Origin of the sequence: Haladaptatus cibarius D43 (genome assembly GCF_000710615.1) — an archaeon.
Classification (GTDB): Archaea; Halobacteriota; Halobacteria; order Halobacteriales; family Haladaptataceae; genus Haladaptatus; species Haladaptatus cibarius.
Genome location: NZ_JDTH01000002.1, coordinates 331,543 through 348,642, shown reverse-complemented (window position 1 = coordinate 348,642; position 17,100 = coordinate 331,543). Strand labels below are relative to the sequence as shown.

Sequence of the window (17,100 nt, the reverse complement as noted above, 5' to 3'; positions counted from 1 at the left end):
GTTCAGTTAGGCCCGATGGAAGGGCCGCTCCGCAATCGTCCGGCGCAGTTCGCCGAGCATGTCGCGGTCAACGCCGCCCGAGAGCGAACCGATGAGCGCGTGCACTTCCTCCCGCGACACCTTGATTCCGGCGCGCCGAAGGGCGTCTTCGGGACGTTTTTTCACCTCGCGGAGGGTACCGACCGCGAGGAGGTACGGAATCGTCCACGCGACGAGGCGATTGCCCTGCGTCTGTGGCATGCTCTCCAAGTAGGTTTGGGCGTCGTCGGCGAAGCCATCTGCGTGCTCCGCGGTGCGGGCGACGACACCCGCGACGTCGTCGTGATGTTCCGGGTCGCAGAGGGCGTCCTGCGGGACGCCCTCGTCGTCCAGCCACGTCGCCGGGAGGTAGACGTTGTTCTCGTCGTGGTAATCCACGTACACGTCCTTCGAGACGTTCACCAGTTGGAGGAGGAGGGCGAACGACTCCGAATTTTCCCGCAGTCGGTCGGCTTGGTCGTCGTCCGCGCCGCGACAGACGAGGTTCGTGATGAGTTCGCCGACCGTTCCCGCGACGTAGTAACAGTACTCTTCGAGTTCCGGAAGCGTGCGGATGCGGAGGCCACCGGTGTCGTCGTAGCGCTCCACGAACATCGCCATCCCGCCGACGAGTTCCCGAACCGGCGGTCTGACTGCTTGCCGGACTGATTCCGGGCAGGTTGCGAACGTATCCACCACTCGGGGGGCGTGTTCGACGACAGCCCAGTCGTCGCCCCCGTCGTCCGGAATCCACTGCTCCGCGCTGGCGTGAAACTCGTCTACCGTTGTCGGTTCGTCGGGGTCGAGTACGTCGTTGTACTGCTGGAGGAGACGCGTCTGTTCGTCCGGTGGGATGTGTCCTGCGTCCTCAATCGTATCCGCGACGCGACAGAGTAGATAACCGACGCAGATGGCATCCGCCATCGGCTCTTCGAGTAAGTCGATTGTGATGGCGAACGTGCGGGAAACCCCTTGCACCGCCTCGTGACACCAATCGAGGTCGGCGCGGGTTGACTGGTCGGAACTCGCGGGAGTCGGTGGGTGGCTGTCCATTCTGTTACTGAACCTTTTCGGCCCTTAGTTTCGAAGCGGCAAAACCCCTTGGGCTTACGTGTCCTGTTCGGTCCGAAAGGCAAATCCCTTCCGAATCGAGCGAGCAGGCAGAGAAAAAATAATCGCGGAGAGTCGCAAGCACCAAGTCTCACGCTGTCCGACAGTCGAACGATGTACGAAAGCGTCCACGCCGTTCCGGACGGGGACAGCACCGTCGCGCGCTTTGCGGCCACGGCCGCAGAGTACGGATTCGACGGTATCGTCGTCCGGAACCACGGCGATTCGCGGGGGGAGTTCGACGCCGAGAAGGTAAGCGACGAATACGACGTGGACGTAGTTGACGGCCTCGAAATCCGCGCGGACAACCCCTCACAGGCCAGCGGGCACGTCGGAAACTTCCGACCGAAATCGACGATTCTCCTGTTTCACGGCGGCACGTCGAAACTCAACCGCTTCGCCGTTGAGGAAGAGCGAATCGACGTGCTCGCCCATCCCATGGAGAATCGCGGCGATTTCAATCACGTGCTGGCAAAAGCCGCGAAAGAACACGGCGTCAGGGTCGAGTTCAACTTCTCGCGCGTCCTCCGCGCCGACGGCGGAAGGCGGGTGCAGGCCATCAAAGACCTACGGAAACTACGCGAAATCGTCACGAAATACGACACGCCGTTCGTCGTCAGCGCGGACGCACACTCCCATCTGCAACTGCGCGCCCCCCGCGAACTGGTGGCCGTCGGCGAGACGATTGGATTTTCCGCCGAGCAGGTCGAGACGGGGCTTCGGGAGTGGAAGAAACTGGCCGAGCGAAACCGAACGATTCGCTCCGACGATTTCATAGCCCCCGGCGTGAAACGTGGGCGGTATGAAGAAGACGATTGAAGAACACGCAAACCGCTTTTCAAAAATCGCTGGCGACTACGACGACTCACAGGACAGCGACGAGTACCGCGCCTGCGTTAGCCTCGTGGTCGAACACGCCAACCCGAGCGGAGAAGACACCGTCCTCGATTTGGGAACCGGAACCGGTGCCATCGCACTCGCGCTGGCACCCGACGCGAAGCGAGTCGTCGCCCGCGACATCAGCGAGGGGATGATGGACGAAGGCCGGAAGAAGGCCGAGGTAAACGCACTCGAAAACGTCGAGTTCGGAGCGGGTCGATTTCGGGAGCCGAATGTCGAAGGGGAGGACATCGACGTCGTCGTCTCCAACTTCGCCATGCACCACCTCTCGGAGGAGGAAAAGCGCGAAGCAATCGAAGTGATTGCTGGACTCGCACCGGAGAAATTCGTGTTGGGCGACGTGATGTTCTTCGGCACGCCAGACCCCGAAGAGCCGTTTTACAGCCCCGAAGTCGATGACCCTTCGACGGTCGGCCATCTCGCAGACGTGCTGACGGACAACGGATTTTCGCTGACTGCCGTCGAGCGCGTTCACGAGCAAGTCGGCGTGCTGGTTGCAGAGCGATACGGGGAATAATCGCAGTTAGGGGGTATGGTGTCGATTGTTCCCGCTTTAGGGTTGTTCTGTATAGTTGGCGATTTGTGACTCCACTAAAACTCTCATGAGAACCAGTGGCGCGCGATGTGAACTCGGTTCCGTCTTTGGGAAGCAAGTCACGACAACACATGATCGCCACGACAACGAAATCTGCGAGATGACACCGAGAGTGGTGGAGTTTTATCGGCAACAAGTCCCGACTCCAAACGACCGCCTCCACGCCGCAAAGGCCACACGCCCCCCCAACCAATTCCCTCGTTTCACTCGGTCATCCCTCGCACGCTGGCAGCAAGACTTCTCGGAGGTAACTCCTCGAAGCCTCGCCAGCGCGCGCCACATCGCTTGCTTACTCAGCCACATGGTTGCGCCAGCGCGTTCGCATGAGTGACGAACGACAGTGAGGCACGAATGCACCTCTGCGCTGGCGGGGAGGAGTGGAGACACTGGCGGTGCGGTGGCAGTTTCATTGTTGCCTGCAATACCTAGCGACCCATCCGTCCCGTTTTCTTTTGTTGCTTACTTCGGTTCCACTTTGCATACTTCTCCAATTCCAATTGCCTAAAACTCGCCAAACTCACCACATCATCGCCGCGAGAACACACGATTGAAACCCACCGACGACCAACCCACAAACCAGAACCCCGAAATGAAACACTTGCCCAAACACCTTCGCCCGCACTGGCGCTACCTCGCGGTCGGCCTCGAAGGCTGGCCCGACGCGGACATCGACCGCAGAGCGTTCCAGCGAAACCTCTGGTTCGCCGCGCAGAACCTGCTCGGTGACGCCGGAAGCGCGGACGCAGACCTCACGGTGTACAACTTCGAGTTCGAAGACGGCGAAGGCGAGGCGCTCGTCCGAGTTCGCCGCGGGCACACTGACCAAGCACGGGCGGCGCTGGCCTGCATCGACGAGGTGCATGGCAACCCCGTCGGCGTTTTCGTCCGCGGTATAAGCGGGACGGTGCGGGGTTGTGAAGAAAAGTATTTAGGTTGCCGCAGGGAAGTTTCGGGGGAGAGAAGCGTCGTGTTTGCGGACGCGAAACGGCCGGCCGTCGTTCGGGGCGGAATGTTGGACGTACAGGTCGATAGCGCGTTCGTCGGCGCGACGGAACTCGATTTCGAGTGATACTATGCAAGGACAAGCCCAACAGCAGGCGTACGACCGCGGGATTACCATTTTCTCCCCGGACGGCCGCCTCTACCAAGTCGAATACGCACGCGAGGCCGTCAAACGAGGAAGCGCAAGCATCGGCGTTCGAACCGAGGGCGGCGTCGTCCTCGCCGTCGATAAACGCACGCGGTCGCCGCTCATGGAGCGCACGAGCGTCGAAAAACTTCACAAGTCCGACGACCACATCGGCATCGCCAGCGCGGGCCACGTCGCGGACGCTCGCCAACTCATCGACTTCGCGCGACGACAGACGCAAATCAACCGCCTCCGCTACGGCGAACCAATCGGCGTCGAGACGTTGACCAAGGAAGTCACCGACCACATCCAGCAGTACACGCAGGTCGGCGGCGCGCGCCCGTTCGGTGTCGCGCTCATTATCGGCGGCATCGAGAACGGCGAACCACGCCTGTACGAGACTGACCCCTCGGGCACGCCATACGAGTGGAAAGCGCTCGCAGTCGGCGCAGACCGCGGCGAGATTCAGGACTACCTCGAAACGAACTACAGTGAGGGCATGGACTTGGATGGCGGCATCGACCTCGCACTTTCGGCCCTCGGTACAGTCAACGACGACCAACTCTCGCCGACGAGCGTCGGCCTCGCCACGGTTGACGTGGAGAGCGAACAGTTCCGAATGCTGGACGACGACGAAGTCGAGGGCTACCTCGACGAACTCGACATCCTCGAAGACGAGGACGAAGACGAGTCGGAAGAGTAAATTCGACGTTTTCTTCGGGAAACATCTTTTAGGTACGCGCGTTTACCTCCGGGTATGATATCACTCGAAGAGGCAGTGACGGCGCGTCTGGAATCACACGGCGCGCGGTTCGAAGTGTTGGTAGACCCCGACGCGGCACTCGCCATCAAACGCGGCGAGTTCGACGGCGACATCGAGGACGTCATCGCCGCAGAAGACGTGTTCGAGAACGCGAGTCGGGGCGACCGACCCGCCGAGGAGGATTTAGAGGAAGTCTTCGAGACGACCGACCCGCTGGAAATCATTCCCGAGGTAATCGAACGCGGGGAAATTCAGATTACGGCGGAACAGCGCAAAGAGATGCAAGAACAGAAGCACAAGCAGTTGGTCAACCGCATCACGCGCAACGCGGTCAACCCGCAGATGGACAACGCGCCGCATCCGCCGGAACGCATCGAGAACGCGCTGGACGAAGCAGGATTTACCATCGACCCGATGGAACCGGTTGGCCAGCAGGTTGACGACGCGCTAGAGGCGCTTCGTCCGGTGATTCCGATTCGATTCGACGAGGTGACCATCGCGGTACAAGTGCCCGCGGACTACGCCGGAAGCGCGCAGGCACGGATTCGGCAGTTTGGCGATTTGGAACGCGAAGAGTGGCAAAACGACGGCTCGTGGGTCGGCGTCATGACGTTCCCGGCAGGAATGCAAAACGAGTTCTACGACCTCGTGAACGAGCACACGAGCGGCGAGGCCGAGACGCAAATCATCAAGGACGAAGACGACCTGAAAACCCGGTAGTCGAAATCGAACGAACCGATTCGCCCGACTTATTCGGCTTCTTCTTTCGGCGGGACGAACGGCCCGACCGAAACCGTGTAGCGCGCAATCGTCGCAACGCGGAGGATGTAGGAGATGAGCACCGCGAGCGGGCTAACGATAATTCCGAACCCGAGGATAACGACGATTGAGAGGTCGGGTTGACCGATGTACGCGCCCGAACTCGATTTGTACAGGAGGGTGAGACAGATGGTGGTGACGAACGCCGCAAGACCGGAGTATGCCACGAACCGCGAGAGTCGGGCGAGGTCTTGTTGAATGGCCAGCGTTTTGAAATACTGCCGGGCGATGGCGATGGATTTGAGCAGTTCGAAGATGTCTTCCAGTCCCGACTGTTCAGATTCCGAAAGTTCGTCGTCGAACTCGTTTCGAACGTACCGAGTCGCGGCCATGAACTCGGCGTACTCCGTGCCGACGATTTCCGAGAGGACGCCCACCATGTTGTCTTGGTTCTGCACTCGCTCGCCGATGGTCTCTGCGTAGGAGGCGAATGTAGACTGATACTCGCCCGCTTCGTCGTCTATCGAGGAGAGGTCGAGGTTCGCCGTTCGGTCGTGAATCGTCTCGAAGACGAGGGCGAGAAAATCCGTCGGGTCGGTCGGACTGGACGACCGCCCGGCGATTTTCTCGACGGTTCGACGAAATTCGAGCGTCCCATCGAGTCTGTCCGTGAGTTCGTTGGGCGACCCGAACACCCGCGAGAGGATGAGTTGGTTGATAGATAGCGCAACTGTGATGAGCGTGAGCAAGCCGGAGGCGATGCCGCTCGACAGGAGACTTCGAACGGAACTTTTGAACCCCACCGAGATGGCCCCGACTGCGGTCAACACTGAGAGAATTGCGACGACCGCGATACAAATTGCGGCAGTGAGAACGAACCGATTTCCCGAGAGCAACACCCACTCCCCGACTCCCCCATCGTCGTCCGGATTAGCGACGGATTCGTCTAACATCTTTCCCTACTACTGTTCACCCGGTAAAAAAGCGAATGGCCGGGGAAATGGTACTATCATCAGACCACGCAAGCAGAAATTTTTGTTGGAAGGTCGTTGGCACACCTACAATGCAACTTCCCGAAACTCGGTCACGAGTCGGTTGGTGGGTTCTCGCACTCGTTCTTCTAGCGAGTCTCCTTTTCGTCGCCTACTCGATTGTTGGCACGCTCGTCCTCGGCCTGTTCATCTACTACGGGTCACGCCCCGTGTATCGACGCGTGTCGGAGTACGCGCCATCTCGAAGCATTTCAGCGGGAGCGACGCTTCTGTTGGTGTCACTGCCTGCGCTGCTGTTAGTCGCGTACACCGTCGCAGTCGGAATACGGGAACTCAGCGCGTTCACCGGTACGGGCATCGAAACCTACTACGCACAACTCGTTCCGGGTTCCAACAACGTCCCCGACGTGCTCTCCAATCCTCGCCAACTGCTCGGGTCGAACCTCGGCCAGTTCCGCGGCGAACTCACGACCGCGATTCAGTCGCTCGGAGCGGTCGCTCGCGGCCTCCTCCATTTCTTCTTGGCCATCACGCTCGCGTTCTTCGCACTTCGAGACGACGACCGCCTTGCGGACTGGTTCCGCGACGAAGTAGGCGAAGATAGCGCACTCGTCGCGTACCTCTCTGCGGTCGATAGCGACCTCGCCACGGTGTATTTCGGTAACGTTCTCACCGTTCTACTCGTGGGCGTTGTAGCGACGGTCGTGTACAACGGATTCGCGTCGGTAGCCCCCTCGGGAATATCGTTCCCCATTCCGACCCTTCTGGCGCTGTTGACGGGGCTCGCAACCTTCGTCCCCATCGTCGTCGGCAAACTGGTCTACGTTCCCGTGACGGCGTATCTGGGCTGGCAGGTGTTCCAGACCACCCCGCGACTGTTCTGGTTTCCGCTGGCCTTCTTCCTCGTCTCGCTCGTCGTCCTCGATTTGCTCCCCCAGATGGTCGTCCGACCCTACATCTCGGGTCGGACGACGCACACCGGACTGGTGATGTTCGCCTACGTTCTCGGCGGTATCCTCTTCGGCTGGTACGGTATCTTCCTCGGGCCGTTGGTGCTCGTTCTCGTCACGCAGTTCGCCGGACTCGCGTTCGGAGATTTGGTTCGCGGGGAGCAAGTGACGGCACAGTCGTCACTTGCGATAGGTTCCGATCCGTCGAAAAAACAGTAGTGCAGTTGCGTCTTCCGCGTAATCGCGCCAGACGGTGTGACAACCGAGTTACGTGAATTGGAGCCTCGGGTGAGAGCCTACTGGCTCAAGCGAACTTCGTCGTCCGTAATGGAGTCCACCATCTCTTCTTGCAGTGGGTAGGTGTCTTCGCCCGTGTCTCCCCACCCGAGTTTCGATTTCACTTTGTCAGTGATGCCCGGACTTGGATTGATGTGTGCCGTTCCGTGCCGGACTTCCTCGACGATGCCAACGTCGTCGCCAGTTTGGTCTACTACCTTCTTCCCCTCGTCGTCGTCCGTGATTTGGGTTGTTGCCATCGCAGTCGTGATTGCGCTATCGCTATCAGTAGTCGCCATGGTTGCCAGTGCAGGTTGCTTATACGGCGAAAAATCGCAACCGGAATCCGTGTTAGTCCTTCCCGGGAAGTAGTGGATGGTCGTCGGGTGCCTCGGCGAGTTTGCGCTGTACCGCATCCCACTCCTCGAAGTAGCCGTAGTCGGTCATCGTGGACATCCCAGCGATTGCGGCGCGGAGGCTCAGGCCGACTAACGGAATATCCGCAACCGTGATGACCACGTCCGCTTGGATGATGGCCCCATCCCGAAGGAGCACATCAAGCAAATCCACGACGGCGTGGTCGTCTTTCGTCGGGTTCATGCCTCTAACTCCGGCGCGAACGAGTAGGGCGGCCACGGCCCGGTAAACCGCACTTCGACACCCGGGTCTGCCGCGATGTCGTCCAGCATCTCCCCGATGTCGGTTTCGCGTTCCTCGTGCGCGAGGAACGCGACCTGTACCACTTCGTCGGACGCGCCATCGCCGAGAACGCCACTGTTCGAATCCAACACGTCGAACTCCCGAACCAGCGGTTCGAGGCTCTCACGAAGGCGGTTCGTTAGCGACTCCTTGCGCGCCTGTCGAAGGTCACGGATTCGGGTGTCGTACTGCTTTTCGAGCAGGAAGGCGGTTCCTTCCTCCGAATCGTCGATTCGTTCGCGCAGGTCGGCCAGTTCCTCGTCCTCGGATTCGAGTTCGTCCCGAACCCGTTCTTCGTCCCACGCCACGCCGACGCGATACTCCCAGTGGCCTTCGAACTCGGCAAGATGACTTTCGAGCGTGTCCTGCTGGTCGGCTATCCACGTCCGAACGCGCTCGTCGTCGCCTTTGAGAATCGTGTCGAAACGGAACGGAAGCGGCGTTCCGAAAGTCTGTCCCGCGGTGTCCACGACCTCCTGATGGGTCAGCAACCAGTCGCGTACCGTCTCCAAGTCGTCCGTGTCGTAGGGCGACTCGCACTCCTGCACGACTGCCCCGACGCCGTTTTCGGTGAGGACGGTTACGGGTTCGCCGTCAATTCCCGACATGGAAAACGAATCGTCCGAGCCGTTTTCGCCTACCGCGACCACGCAGTAGAGGTAGCGCCCGACTTCGAACTCTTCAACTTGCTCAGTCACCGAATCCCTCCAGTCCGGGTTCGCGGTTGGCGACATCGACCAGCGCGTCCGTCAGCAGGTCGTCCAAATCGCCCCGAAGGTTTTCGACGTCGCGCTCGATTCCTTCGGACTCTTTGAGGCGTTCGAGTTCGTCCTCCAACGCCATCAACTGCGACCCGAGACGTTCGATTTCTTCCGGAGAAAGGTCGTCGTACTCCATTCGCCGAACCGCCTCACGCTCCAACGCATCGACCAGCAGTTCGACTACCGTGATGACGAGCGAGATGAGTCCTTTTCCCGCGTCGTCCTCGTCGATCTCAATCGCCGTCATTCTCCGCCTCCGCGGTCTGCGTGGCTTCTTCCTCGGCTTCTGTCTCGTCAGCGTCTTCCTCGCTGTCTGTCGATTCTTCCTCGGAGTCGTCACTGCTCGCTTCGACGGGGACGGTTTCCGTCTCGGCGAGTTCTTCCACGCCTGCGGCCTCGTTGACGCGTTCCATGTCGGTTCCCTCCGGGAATTCGAGTCCGTACTGCGCGGCCGTCTCGAACGACGCGATGGCGGCCCGGAGTTTCACGCCGAGCAGTTCGGTTTCCCCGACCGTCACGACGATGTCGGCGTTGATGACGACCCCCTTGTCCAGCAGTAGTTCGAGCATTTCCGCGAGGTCGGACTGACTACGCGTCGGCCCGGTTTCACGCATCGTCTTCCTCCTCGAATCGCCTGCCGTAGATTCGTTTCGAGTTCGGGGCCGAGGAGTATCGCGTCTCCGTCGGAACGGTCGAGAAGTGCGTCGATTTCCCCATGTCCGGGCGCGACCCTGCCATCGTGGAGTACGCAGTCGGGTTGCGCGAGTTTGGCTGGCCGATGTTCCCCTTCGACTCGTTTTCCTTCTTGATTTGCGCGAGTTTGTTGCGGGTTTCGAGCAGTTTTCCGCGGAAGGATTCGACGCTGTCGTGCAGTTCCGACTGTATCTTCGACTGGTACAGTTCCGAATCCATCTCGGTGTCGATGCCGGGGCCGTCCATCCCGACATCCATGTCGGTGCCCATCCCCGACAGCATTCCGTCACTGCCGTCGCTGTCTCCCTCCGAATCGCCTGTGAAATCGGTGACGGCGTCCTCGAACTCGCGGGCCTCCCGCCAGAGTTCCCGCATATCCGTCGAATTCCACAGTTCGCGGAGTTCGATTGCTCTCACGAGTCCTATCGTGTCGATGGCCTCTTTCGGGTCACCCTCCGAAATCGCATCTGGTAGGTCTTCTACGTCGATAGCCTCCGGCACGTCCCCCGCATCGACGATGTCCGGTAGGTCGGTCAGGTCGAGTTCGTCCAGTACGTCCTCGCCTTCGTCCAGTAGTTCCCATAGTTTCGTCGCTTCGGCCGACACGTCTTCGAACGAATCCGACGAATCGAAGGCCGCTTCGAGACGGCTGATTCCGGACTGGACGTTCTTCGTAAATGATTCGAGTCGGTCGCTATCCATCCTGCGTGTCCCCCCCGATTCGTAGTTCGAGTATCTGGTTGTTGTACGTCGCTTTCTCGATGACGACGTCCTCCCACCGAAGTCCGAGCCGTTTTATCGGCCGTTCTTCCTCCCGGATTTCTACTATGTTCGTCTCGTCGTCGAACGTGACCGAAAGGTCGTCCTCCGACACTCCCGGAAGGTCGATTGCAACGACGAGGTCGTCTTTTTCTTTCCGAACGTCGGTCAGATATTTCGGGCGGTACGTTCGCTGGCGGGGGCGCTCCGACTCGGCGGGGCCGAGCGACACAGCATAGCTGATTCGCCCGCCGGTACCACCGATTTCGCCGGTGTGTGTTCTGGTCGTGCTGTCTTCTGCCAGCGCGTTCGCCAATCGAGCCAGTCGGTTGATGAGTCCCATTATCGTTTTACCTCGACTTTCCCGCTCCGCAATCGTTCGTGAGCGTCTTCCGCGATTTCGAGCCGCTCTTCGAGCGTCGCCTTCTTCCGTTCGTACTCCTCGTGCGACAACTCGCCGATTTCGTACAACAGGTGCGTCTCCTTGAGTTCGTCCTGTACTCCTTCGACGTCGTACATTTCGTCCACTGCCAGCGAGTGGAGCACGTCCGCGATGGACACGAGCGGCCTGAACAGCAAATCGTCCACGAGAATCATCGCTGTGCCCCGATGTGGATGTCCACGAAGTTGTACGGTGCCCACGGGCCAGTGTACTGGACGGTGAGGTCGTCGTACTCCTCGCGCACGTCGGCGACTACGTCATCGAACGCTTCTCGGTCGTCCATCGCGACGAGATACGAGCGATTCAGGACGAGGCGATCGCTGAAGAGGTCGTCTTCCGTTTCGCTCTCTGCGAGCGCCGAGAGGCGTTCTCCTACGTCCTCACGGATGCTGTCCCGCGAGTAATCCGCGTCTTCGTCGGCGACGAGTTTGACGCCGAGTTCGACGTGGCCGTCCACTTCGCGGAGGGCTTTTCTGAACGCTCGCATCGCGCTTCGGAGGACACTTTTCAGCGTGCGGTTGTCCTTGAACGCCATGCCGAACTGCATCGGGACGACAGCGCCGACGTCGTCGTGTTCGAGCACTTGCCGAAGCACCTCGTCGTGGGCTTTGCTGTCCTCGTCGGTTCGTTCGGGGTCGGTGGTGTCGATGTCGGAGACGACCGCGGAAAGCGACCGGTAGTCCACGGTATACACTCGGTCTGCGCCAGCAACCGCATCGGCATCAAACTCGAAGTCGGCCTTTTCGACAACTCCGTAGACGTATCGGTTCGAACTCATCGTTAGTAGTAGGGCGTCCGCTTTCCCTTGCTGTGACGTGACGCCGCGTGCGTTAATAAGTCGTGTGGCGGAAACTGCAAGCACGCGCCTCATTCGACGTAAATCATTGGACTCCGGAAGGCGATACATCGCCCGCAGATAGGCCTCAAAGTACACGTCAACTCGTCTCGTAGGGCGTGTGCAGGGTGGTGAACAATGACACGAGAGGAACCGAACACTTCGAACTTCGCAGAGGTACTGGACAGAATCCTCGACAAGGGAATCGTCATTGACCTGTGGGCGCGCATCGCCATCGTCGGACTCGAACTGATTACCGTCGAAGCGCGCATCGTTGTCGCGTCGATAGATACGTTTCTGCACTACTGTGCGGAAATCGGTACAATCGAGAGCGGCGAAATCGCCGCCGAAGATGTGCCGAGCGATGTCCCACGGCGAGAGGCAGTTCCCGCCTAGCGTCCGACCGCATCACTGCGCCGCTTTTCTTCGTTCGAGTTCGTCGAACAAGTCATTCGCCAACGACCGGAGGTCGTCGTCGGAGAGGTCGTTCAAATCGGGTCGTCCGCCGGACTCGTCTTCCGGCTCAGTTTCGGAGTTCTCGTTCTCGGTTTCTGGTTCGGCGTCTTCGACCGCTTCGTCGCCGCGGATGTCCGCAGCGGCGATGATTTGCTTTGCCTCCCGCTTACTCACGTCCAACGCATTTTGGACGCGCTTTCGAAGTCGTTCCTCCTGCGACGCCTCCAATTTTATCCTCTCGGGGTGGCCTTCGACCCGCATTTCAAGCGACTCCCCGAGCTTTCGTCCGACGACCAGTCCGACTCCACATCCGACAATCCCTCCGAGATGTCGCCCGAGCGAACCCCTCTTCGTTCGGTCGTCCGACGACTGGTCGTCCGACTCGACCTGCATGGCCGCTTCGAGCAGTTCCGGTATCGACTGTGTGTTTTCACCTTCGTTTTCACTCATGGTCGCCCCCATTCAGCGTTCATCGGCGGCAATCGCGTCGCGCTGGTGGTCGAAGCTCGACCGCCGGTAGCGTCCGGCGCGCCCGTATCCTTCGACGTTCCCCGTCGCGTCGAGACTGATGACGTATCTCCCGAGAATGTCCTGCGTGTCCGGAATCGAATTTCGCTCGACGACTTCGGCGACGACGCGCCAGCCTTCTTCACCGAGGTGTTCGACTTCCACGACGCCGTCAAGCGGCGAATCAGTCAACGACCCCGCGACGGTTCGCCCTACGTCCCTCGCACCACGAATGTCTAATTCGCCGCTCGGTGTGAGCCGTTCCGACTTCTCATCTCTTTTCGCGCGTTTCGAGGACTCGTCCCCCCGGGACTCCTCGACAGCGTTTTCGAGGCGAGAAAGCACGTCGTCGAACTCGTCGTTTCCTTCGTTTGCTTGTTCGCTCATCGTTTGCCCCCGCAAACGAGTCGAGACGAAGAATGATAACTCGTGTGCCTCCCGAGGAGTTCACTCGATATTTCATTCGTGAACGCTCGATATTGGATGTTTTCAGCGTTCTCCATCCACTTTCCAATTTTTACCGTCTCGCTTTCTTTAAAAAGCCCTTGCAACGGCGGCCCCAACCGTGATATATGGTTCTGCACGACTACGTATCATCGGGAGTAGACTCCCGTCGATTACCAATGGTACAAGCAGGACCTGACACCTCCAGTCTCGCGGACGTTCTAGACCGAATCCTCGACAAAGGCGTCGTCATCGACGTGTGGGCACGCATCTCCGTCGTCGGCATCGAAGTGCTGACGGTCGAAGCGCGTGTCGTCGTCGCATCTGTGGACACGTTCCTCCACTATGCGAAGGAAATGTCGAGGATAGAGCAAGCAACGGCATCCGACGATGTCAGCCTCGAAGAAGTCGAGGTCGCACCGTCATAATCACGTCGTAGCCATGTCGGAAGTAGAGCAGTGCCGGGCACTCACCGAGGACGGCGAGCGGTGCTCTCGTCCGGCACAAGACGACGGTTTTTGTCACCAGCACGATTCAAGCGACGAGACGATAGACTCTGCTGATGAAAGCGCGGAGAGCGACGATGGCCAAAACGACGATACCCAAGACGATGGTGATGCACACGAGGAAAACGACGTGAGCCAAGAAACTGAACAGAGCGACGAAGAGACGGAGTCCGACAGCACGACGGAAAACGCGGAGCAGAATGGCGAGTTCGACGTGATGGCCGTCAGGGGAACGATAGAGGACGTTGCCAGCGACCTCGTCGGCCATCCACTTGACGGAATCATCGAAATAAGCGAGGACGACGACGGTTGGCAAGTTGTGGTCGAGATGGTCGAACGAAGTTCGATTCCGGACACGCAGGACATCCTCGGTCAGTATGCGGTGTCGCTGGACGAATCTGGAAACGTAACCGGCTATCGACTGCGAGAACGATATCGGCGAGGAGACGACCGAGAACAGTAAAACTACCCTTTTCTAAAACCGAGCATGAAACCGCCGACGAATCCGGCGCTCACGGAGAGCGTCGAGAGGAGGGTCGTAACCCACGACGGCGGCGCGCCGCTCTGTGCGGCCTCGGTCGATTTGAGCATTCCAGCCGAGAGCTTGTCCCAATCGACAGACATGATTCCGCGCGATTCGAGAAACTTGAACAGGGCGAGCTCGAGGCCGACGATGACGGCGATGAGTTTGGCGACCTTCTTCGCGGCGAAACCGATGATGCCGCCGATGAAGGCACCGCCCCCGAACTCCAGTCCGAGTTGTTGTGGCTCTATCCCGAGTTGCATGTCCGATTCAGGATAGCGACACATTAAGAATTTTGTGGTTTATATATCCAGACAAGTCGGTAGTCTGGTACAGCAGTTTCAAAGTGGTACGATGAGTCGGAGCAACAAAAACACAATGATATGAAATATGTATTTATCAACGGGTAGAACAGCAACAGTTCTATTCGACCCTCGTTCCGAGTCGGCGGGAGATTGAAGAACCAGCGTGGCTTACGGGCGACTGTGTACGGAAACGTGGCACGAATCGTGGTGAAGGCCCGGCACGGCTGACGTGGTCGGCATCGACATCAGCGGCCGTCACGAGGAAGACGGCGAGTACCTGATGGTAGCCGCCGCCGTCCACGCAACCGTCGGAACGACGCGCGTTCAGAGCATTCGGGGGGTGGGGTTTTCGGTCAGTCACGAGCGACCGACGCTTTCGGCCATTACGGAACTCGTTGCAGATGCAGTCAGTGACCTCCCGGAACCGGCAGACGGCCCGGTCGTCGCCGAGCGCGGCGAGTTTTACGAAGAACCCGACTGGATGGTCGAACAGCATTTCGAACCTGAATTTAAGTACGTAGAGAGCATAGCTGAACGTGAAACCGTGCAGGCCGCACACCACGCCGCGTACGCCGCCCGCAAACTACTCCTATGAAAGCGATACTGACAAAACGAGTAGACTCAGGAACTGCCCACACGGACGAACTACGGGACTTGACCCACGCCGCTGGCTACGAAGTCGCTGGTGAACTCACACAGTCGCGTGAGGAGGACGCCGCGTTCCAGTTCGGCGAGGGAAAAGTCGCGGAACTCGTCCAGACCGTGACTGCAACGGACGCCGAGTTGGTCGTCTTCGACAACCAACTCGGCCCGTATCAGACCTACAACCTCGGGCAACGGTTACCGGATGGAACCAAAGTAATCGACCGGTTCCGACTCATCCTCGAAATCTTCGGCCAGCGCGCGCAGACGCGCAAAGCCCAGTTGCAGGTCGAGTTGGCCGAACTGCGGTACGAACTCCCGCGCGTCGAGGCGAAAACGAGTCTCGCAAAGCGCGACGAGCGACCGGGTTTCATGGGCCTCGGTGAGTACGACGAGAGTCACGAACAGGACATCAAAGACCAGATTAGCCGAATCAAAAACGAACTCGACGCCATCGCGAACAAGGAAGCAGACCGCAGGCAGAAACGGCGGGAGTCCGGGTTCGACCTCGTGGCACTCGCGGGCTACACCAACGCTGGAAAATCCACCCTTCTTCGACAGCTCTCGGAGGAGTTGGAAATCGGCGCGAACGACGACCTGCACCCAGATTTAGACCCGACCGCGGAGTCCGAAGATCGCCTGTTCACCACCCTCGGGACGACCACGCGAAAGGCGGCAATCGACCCTCGGGACGTGCTCGTCACGGACACGGTCGGGTTCATCAGCGACTTACCCCACTGGCTGGTCGAATCGTTCAAATCCACGCTGGATGCGGTGTACTACGCCGACCTCGTCCTGCTCGTCGTGGACGTGAGCGAACCGATAGACGAAATCCGCGAGAAACTCGTCACCTGTCACGACACATTATACGAGCGAAATCAGGCACCCATCGTCACGGTGCTGAACAAAATCGACGCCGTGAGCGACGAGGAACTCGAAGAAAAGCGCAAGGCGCTGTCCGCACTCGCGCCGAGTCCGGTGGCCATCAGCGGACAGGCGGGAACGAACATCGACGAACTGAAACGCCGCATCGACATCGAACTTCCCGATTGGCAGTTCGAACGGTTGGTCATGCCGATGACCGACGAAACGATGAGCGTCGTTTCGTGGGTTCACGACCACGGGCGCGTCGAAGATGTCACGTACACCGACGACGAGGTGGTCGTCGAGTTCGAGGCTCGACCATCAATTGTCCAACAATCGCGGGCAAAAGCGAGCGATTTGACGGCAGTTCCGTCGGCTTAAATCATCGAAGAAAGCGCTACAGCCCCGTTCGAGCGAATCCACGCGGTGTTTTTCTTTCGGTCGTAGATCAAGACCGCGTCGTCTTGGACTTCCAGTTCGGCGTATCGGTCGTCGTCCCGGCCGTCTCGGGAATCGTCTGCTTCGTGCTTGCTCGGGGTCATACCAGTGAGTAGCGTGTCGTTATCGACTTACCCTACGGTAGTAGGTAGCAACCAGATAGTGATAAGTGTTACCTATTGTCAAACTACGGCGGTATTCGATAGGGGGCGGTCGGATTAGAAGGTTTCGGTGGGAATCACCTTCCACATCTCCCTGCTGTCCCATTTCCGATACCCTGACGAAGTAGATTACTAGTGGTAAGTCAATTTCGAAACGTAACTTTTTGTTGCTCGGATTCCTCGATCAGTTCATGAACGACGATTCCGGGCAGTTGGAGATGTGGTGTGCGGGCGAAGACTGGTGTCCGATCACCACGACGGCGAATCTCGTCGGAAAGAAGTGGCATCCCGTTATCGTCCACCGACTGCTCGAAAACGGCCCACTCGGATTCAACGCACTCAAAGAAGAGGTGGACGGCATTTCGAGCAAAGTTCTTTCCGACAGTTTGGGCGATTTAGAACAAAAACGGCTGGTCAACCGCGACATCGTGAGCGAGAAACCGGTTCGCGTCGAATACTCGCTGACACAGATTGGAAAATCTCTGCAACCCGTCATCTTCGCTATGCGCGACTGGGGAGCAGAGTACCTCGCACCCACGGAGGACAAAAATTCCTCCGTCGCGTAACTGCCGC

27 protein-coding genes are annotated in these 17,100 nt (G+C 59.1%); 12 read left to right on the top strand and 15 right to left on the bottom strand.

Annotated features, from left to right (window positions below):
* Positions 1-6 precede the first annotated feature (6 nt).
* On the bottom strand, positions 7-1,071 hold the full coding sequence (locus HL45_RS07020; protein WP_049970424.1) for a phytoene/squalene synthase family protein: 1,065 nt from the start codon (positions 1,069-1,071) through the stop codon (positions 7-9).
* Positions 1,072-1,242: 171 nt separating this feature from the next.
* Here HL45_RS07020 and HL45_RS07015 point away from each other — a divergent pair, with 171 nt between their 5' ends.
* From HL45_RS07015 to HL45_RS06995, 5 genes are all read left to right on the top strand, one after another.
* Positions 1,243-1,947 (top strand): RNase P subunit p30 family protein, encoded by a 705-nt coding sequence (locus HL45_RS07015; protein WP_049970423.1) that lies wholly within the window; start codon positions 1,243-1,245, stop codon positions 1,945-1,947.
* Positions 1,931-2,545 carry a class I SAM-dependent methyltransferase gene (locus HL45_RS07010; protein WP_049970422.1) on the top strand — a complete coding sequence of 205 codons (615 nt, stop codon included), beginning with the start codon at positions 1,931-1,933 and terminating at the stop codon, positions 2,543-2,545. Before HL45_RS07015 ends, HL45_RS07010 begins: the two co-directional genes overlap by 17 nt.
* Before the next feature lie 667 nt (positions 2,546-3,212).
* Positions 3,213-3,692, top strand: coding sequence for an Rpp14/Pop5 family protein (locus HL45_RS07005; protein ID WP_049970421.1), 480 nt, complete (start codon positions 3,213-3,215; stop codon positions 3,690-3,692).
* Between the two features lie 4 nt (positions 3,693-3,696).
* Positions 3,697-4,455 (top strand): archaeal proteasome endopeptidase complex subunit alpha, encoded by a 759-nt coding sequence (gene psmA / locus HL45_RS07000; protein ID WP_049970420.1) that lies wholly within the window; start codon positions 3,697-3,699, stop codon positions 4,453-4,455.
* Positions 4,456-4,509: 54 nt separating this feature from the next.
* A complete protein-coding gene (locus HL45_RS06995; protein WP_049970419.1) occupies positions 4,510-5,235 on the top strand; it encodes a ribosome assembly factor SBDS in 726 nt (241 codons plus the stop codon).
* A 29-nt stretch (positions 5,236-5,264) separates the two neighbouring features.
* Here the strand turns inward: HL45_RS06995 and HL45_RS06990 are convergent, their stop codons facing one another.
* Complete coding sequence (locus tag HL45_RS06990; protein ID WP_049970418.1) at positions 5,265-6,227, bottom strand: hypothetical protein; 963 nt, start codon at positions 6,225-6,227, stop codon at positions 5,265-5,267.
* Positions 6,228-6,337: 110 nt separating this feature from the next.
* Here HL45_RS06990 and HL45_RS06985 point away from each other — a divergent pair, with 110 nt between their 5' ends.
* Positions 6,338-7,435: an AI-2E family transporter gene (locus HL45_RS06985; protein ID WP_049970417.1), complete on the top strand. Its 1,098-nt coding sequence runs from the start codon at positions 6,338-6,340 to the stop codon at positions 7,433-7,435.
* Positions 7,436-7,512: 77 nt separating this feature from the next.
* On the opposite strand, the gene HL45_RS06980 is transcribed toward HL45_RS06985, so the two are convergent.
* The 9 genes from HL45_RS06980 to HL45_RS06940 are packed head-to-tail and all read right to left on the bottom strand — an operon-like array spanning position 7,513 to position 11,624.
* Positions 7,513-7,791, bottom strand: a complete 279-nt coding sequence (locus tag HL45_RS06980) for a PRC-barrel domain containing protein (RefSeq protein ID WP_233274711.1) — start codon at positions 7,789-7,791, stop codon at positions 7,513-7,515.
* A 52-nt stretch (positions 7,792-7,843) separates the two neighbouring features.
* Positions 7,844-8,092, bottom strand: a complete 249-nt coding sequence (gene gvpM / locus HL45_RS06975) for a gas vesicle protein GvpM (protein WP_049970416.1) — start codon at positions 8,090-8,092, stop codon at positions 7,844-7,846.
* Complete coding sequence (gene gvpL, locus HL45_RS06970) at positions 8,089-8,889, bottom strand: gas vesicle protein GvpL (protein ID WP_233274710.1); 801 nt, start codon at positions 8,887-8,889, stop codon at positions 8,089-8,091. Before gvpL ends, gvpM begins: the two co-directional genes overlap by 4 nt.
* On the bottom strand, positions 8,882-9,199 hold the full coding sequence (locus HL45_RS06965) for a gas vesicle protein K (RefSeq protein ID WP_049970414.1): 318 nt from the start codon (positions 9,197-9,199) through the stop codon (positions 8,882-8,884). Before HL45_RS06965 ends, gvpL begins: the two co-directional genes overlap by 8 nt.
* The gene (gene gvpJ, locus HL45_RS06960) at positions 9,186-9,566 is read right to left on the bottom strand and encodes a gas vesicle protein GvpJ (RefSeq protein ID WP_049970413.1); all 381 of its coding nucleotides are present in this window, start codon (positions 9,564-9,566) and stop codon (positions 9,186-9,188) included. Before gvpJ ends, HL45_RS06965 begins: the two co-directional genes overlap by 14 nt.
* Entirely contained in the window at positions 9,559-10,347 is a 789-nt protein-coding gene (locus HL45_RS06955) for a hypothetical protein (RefSeq protein ID WP_049970412.1), read from the bottom strand. The genes gvpJ and HL45_RS06955 overlap by 8 nt, the downstream gene beginning before the upstream one ends.
* Complete coding sequence (gene gvpH / locus HL45_RS06950; protein WP_049970411.1) at positions 10,340-10,747, bottom strand: gas vesicle protein GvpH; 408 nt, start codon at positions 10,745-10,747, stop codon at positions 10,340-10,342. Before gvpH ends, HL45_RS06955 begins: the two co-directional genes overlap by 8 nt.
* Positions 10,747-11,001: a gas vesicle protein GvpG gene (gvpG, locus tag HL45_RS06945; RefSeq protein ID WP_049970410.1), complete on the bottom strand. Its 255-nt coding sequence runs from the start codon at positions 10,999-11,001 to the stop codon at positions 10,747-10,749. Before gvpG ends, gvpH begins: the two co-directional genes overlap by 1 nt.
* A complete protein-coding gene (locus HL45_RS06940) occupies positions 10,998-11,624 on the bottom strand; it encodes a GvpL/GvpF family gas vesicle protein (protein ID WP_049970409.1) in 627 nt (208 codons plus the stop codon). The genes gvpG and HL45_RS06940 overlap by 4 nt, the downstream gene beginning before the upstream one ends.
* Positions 11,625-11,819: 195 nt before the next feature.
* Here HL45_RS06940 and gvpA (HL45_RS06935) point away from each other — a divergent pair, with 195 nt between their 5' ends.
* On the top strand, positions 11,820-12,077 hold the full coding sequence (gene gvpA, locus HL45_RS06935; protein ID WP_049970408.1) for a gas vesicle protein GvpA: 258 nt from the start codon (positions 11,820-11,822) through the stop codon (positions 12,075-12,077).
* Positions 12,078-12,089: 12 nt separating this feature from the next.
* On the opposite strand, the gene HL45_RS06930 is transcribed toward gvpA (HL45_RS06935), so the two are convergent.
* Both HL45_RS06930 and gvpO (HL45_RS06925) read right to left on the bottom strand, forming a co-directional pair.
* On the bottom strand, positions 12,090-12,587 hold the full coding sequence (locus HL45_RS06930; protein WP_144240026.1) for a hypothetical protein: 498 nt from the start codon (positions 12,585-12,587) through the stop codon (positions 12,090-12,092).
* A 12-nt stretch (positions 12,588-12,599) separates the two neighbouring features.
* Positions 12,600-13,031, bottom strand: coding sequence for a gas vesicle protein GvpO (gene gvpO / locus HL45_RS06925; RefSeq protein WP_049970406.1), 432 nt, complete (start codon positions 13,029-13,031; stop codon positions 12,600-12,602).
* A gap of 236 nt (positions 13,032-13,267) precedes the next feature.
* On the opposite strand from gvpO (HL45_RS06925), the gene gvpA (HL45_RS06920) reads away from it, so the two are divergent.
* Positions 13,268-13,516, top strand: a complete 249-nt coding sequence (gvpA, locus tag HL45_RS06920) for a gas vesicle protein GvpA (RefSeq protein WP_049970405.1) — start codon at positions 13,268-13,270, stop codon at positions 13,514-13,516.
* 13 nt (positions 13,517-13,529) lie between these two features.
* Complete coding sequence (gene gvpO / locus HL45_RS06915; RefSeq protein WP_049970404.1) at positions 13,530-14,057, top strand: gas vesicle protein GvpO, halophile-type; 528 nt, start codon at positions 13,530-13,532, stop codon at positions 14,055-14,057.
* Between the two features lie 2 nt (positions 14,058-14,059).
* Here gvpO (HL45_RS06915) and HL45_RS06910 read toward each other — a convergent pair whose 3' ends face one another.
* Positions 14,060-14,380 (bottom strand): FUN14 domain-containing protein, encoded by a 321-nt coding sequence (locus HL45_RS06910; protein ID WP_049970403.1) that lies wholly within the window; start codon positions 14,378-14,380, stop codon positions 14,060-14,062.
* A gap of 280 nt (positions 14,381-14,660) precedes the next feature.
* Here HL45_RS06910 and HL45_RS06905 point away from each other — a divergent pair, with 280 nt between their 5' ends.
* The gene (locus HL45_RS06905; RefSeq protein WP_084156975.1) at positions 14,661-15,017 is read left to right on the top strand and encodes a DUF2209 family protein; all 357 of its coding nucleotides are present in this window, start codon (positions 14,661-14,663) and stop codon (positions 15,015-15,017) included.
* Positions 15,014-16,309 (top strand): GTPase HflX, encoded by a 1,296-nt coding sequence (gene hflX / locus HL45_RS06900; RefSeq protein ID WP_049970402.1) that lies wholly within the window; start codon positions 15,014-15,016, stop codon positions 16,307-16,309. The genes HL45_RS06905 and hflX overlap by 4 nt, the downstream gene beginning before the upstream one ends.
* On the opposite strand, the gene HL45_RS21150 is transcribed toward hflX, so the two are convergent.
* Positions 16,306-16,470 carry a DUF7331 family protein gene (locus tag HL45_RS21150; RefSeq protein WP_162833856.1) on the bottom strand — a complete coding sequence of 55 codons (165 nt, stop codon included), beginning with the start codon at positions 16,468-16,470 and terminating at the stop codon, positions 16,306-16,308. The two genes, hflX and HL45_RS21150, sit on opposite strands and share 4 nt — an antisense overlap.
* A 248-nt stretch (positions 16,471-16,718) precedes the next feature.
* Here HL45_RS21150 and HL45_RS06895 point away from each other — a divergent pair, with 248 nt between their 5' ends.
* Positions 16,719-17,093 (top strand): winged helix-turn-helix transcriptional regulator, encoded by a 375-nt coding sequence (locus tag HL45_RS06895; protein ID WP_049970401.1) that lies wholly within the window; start codon positions 16,719-16,721, stop codon positions 17,091-17,093.
* Positions 17,094-17,100: the final 7 nt, after the last annotated feature.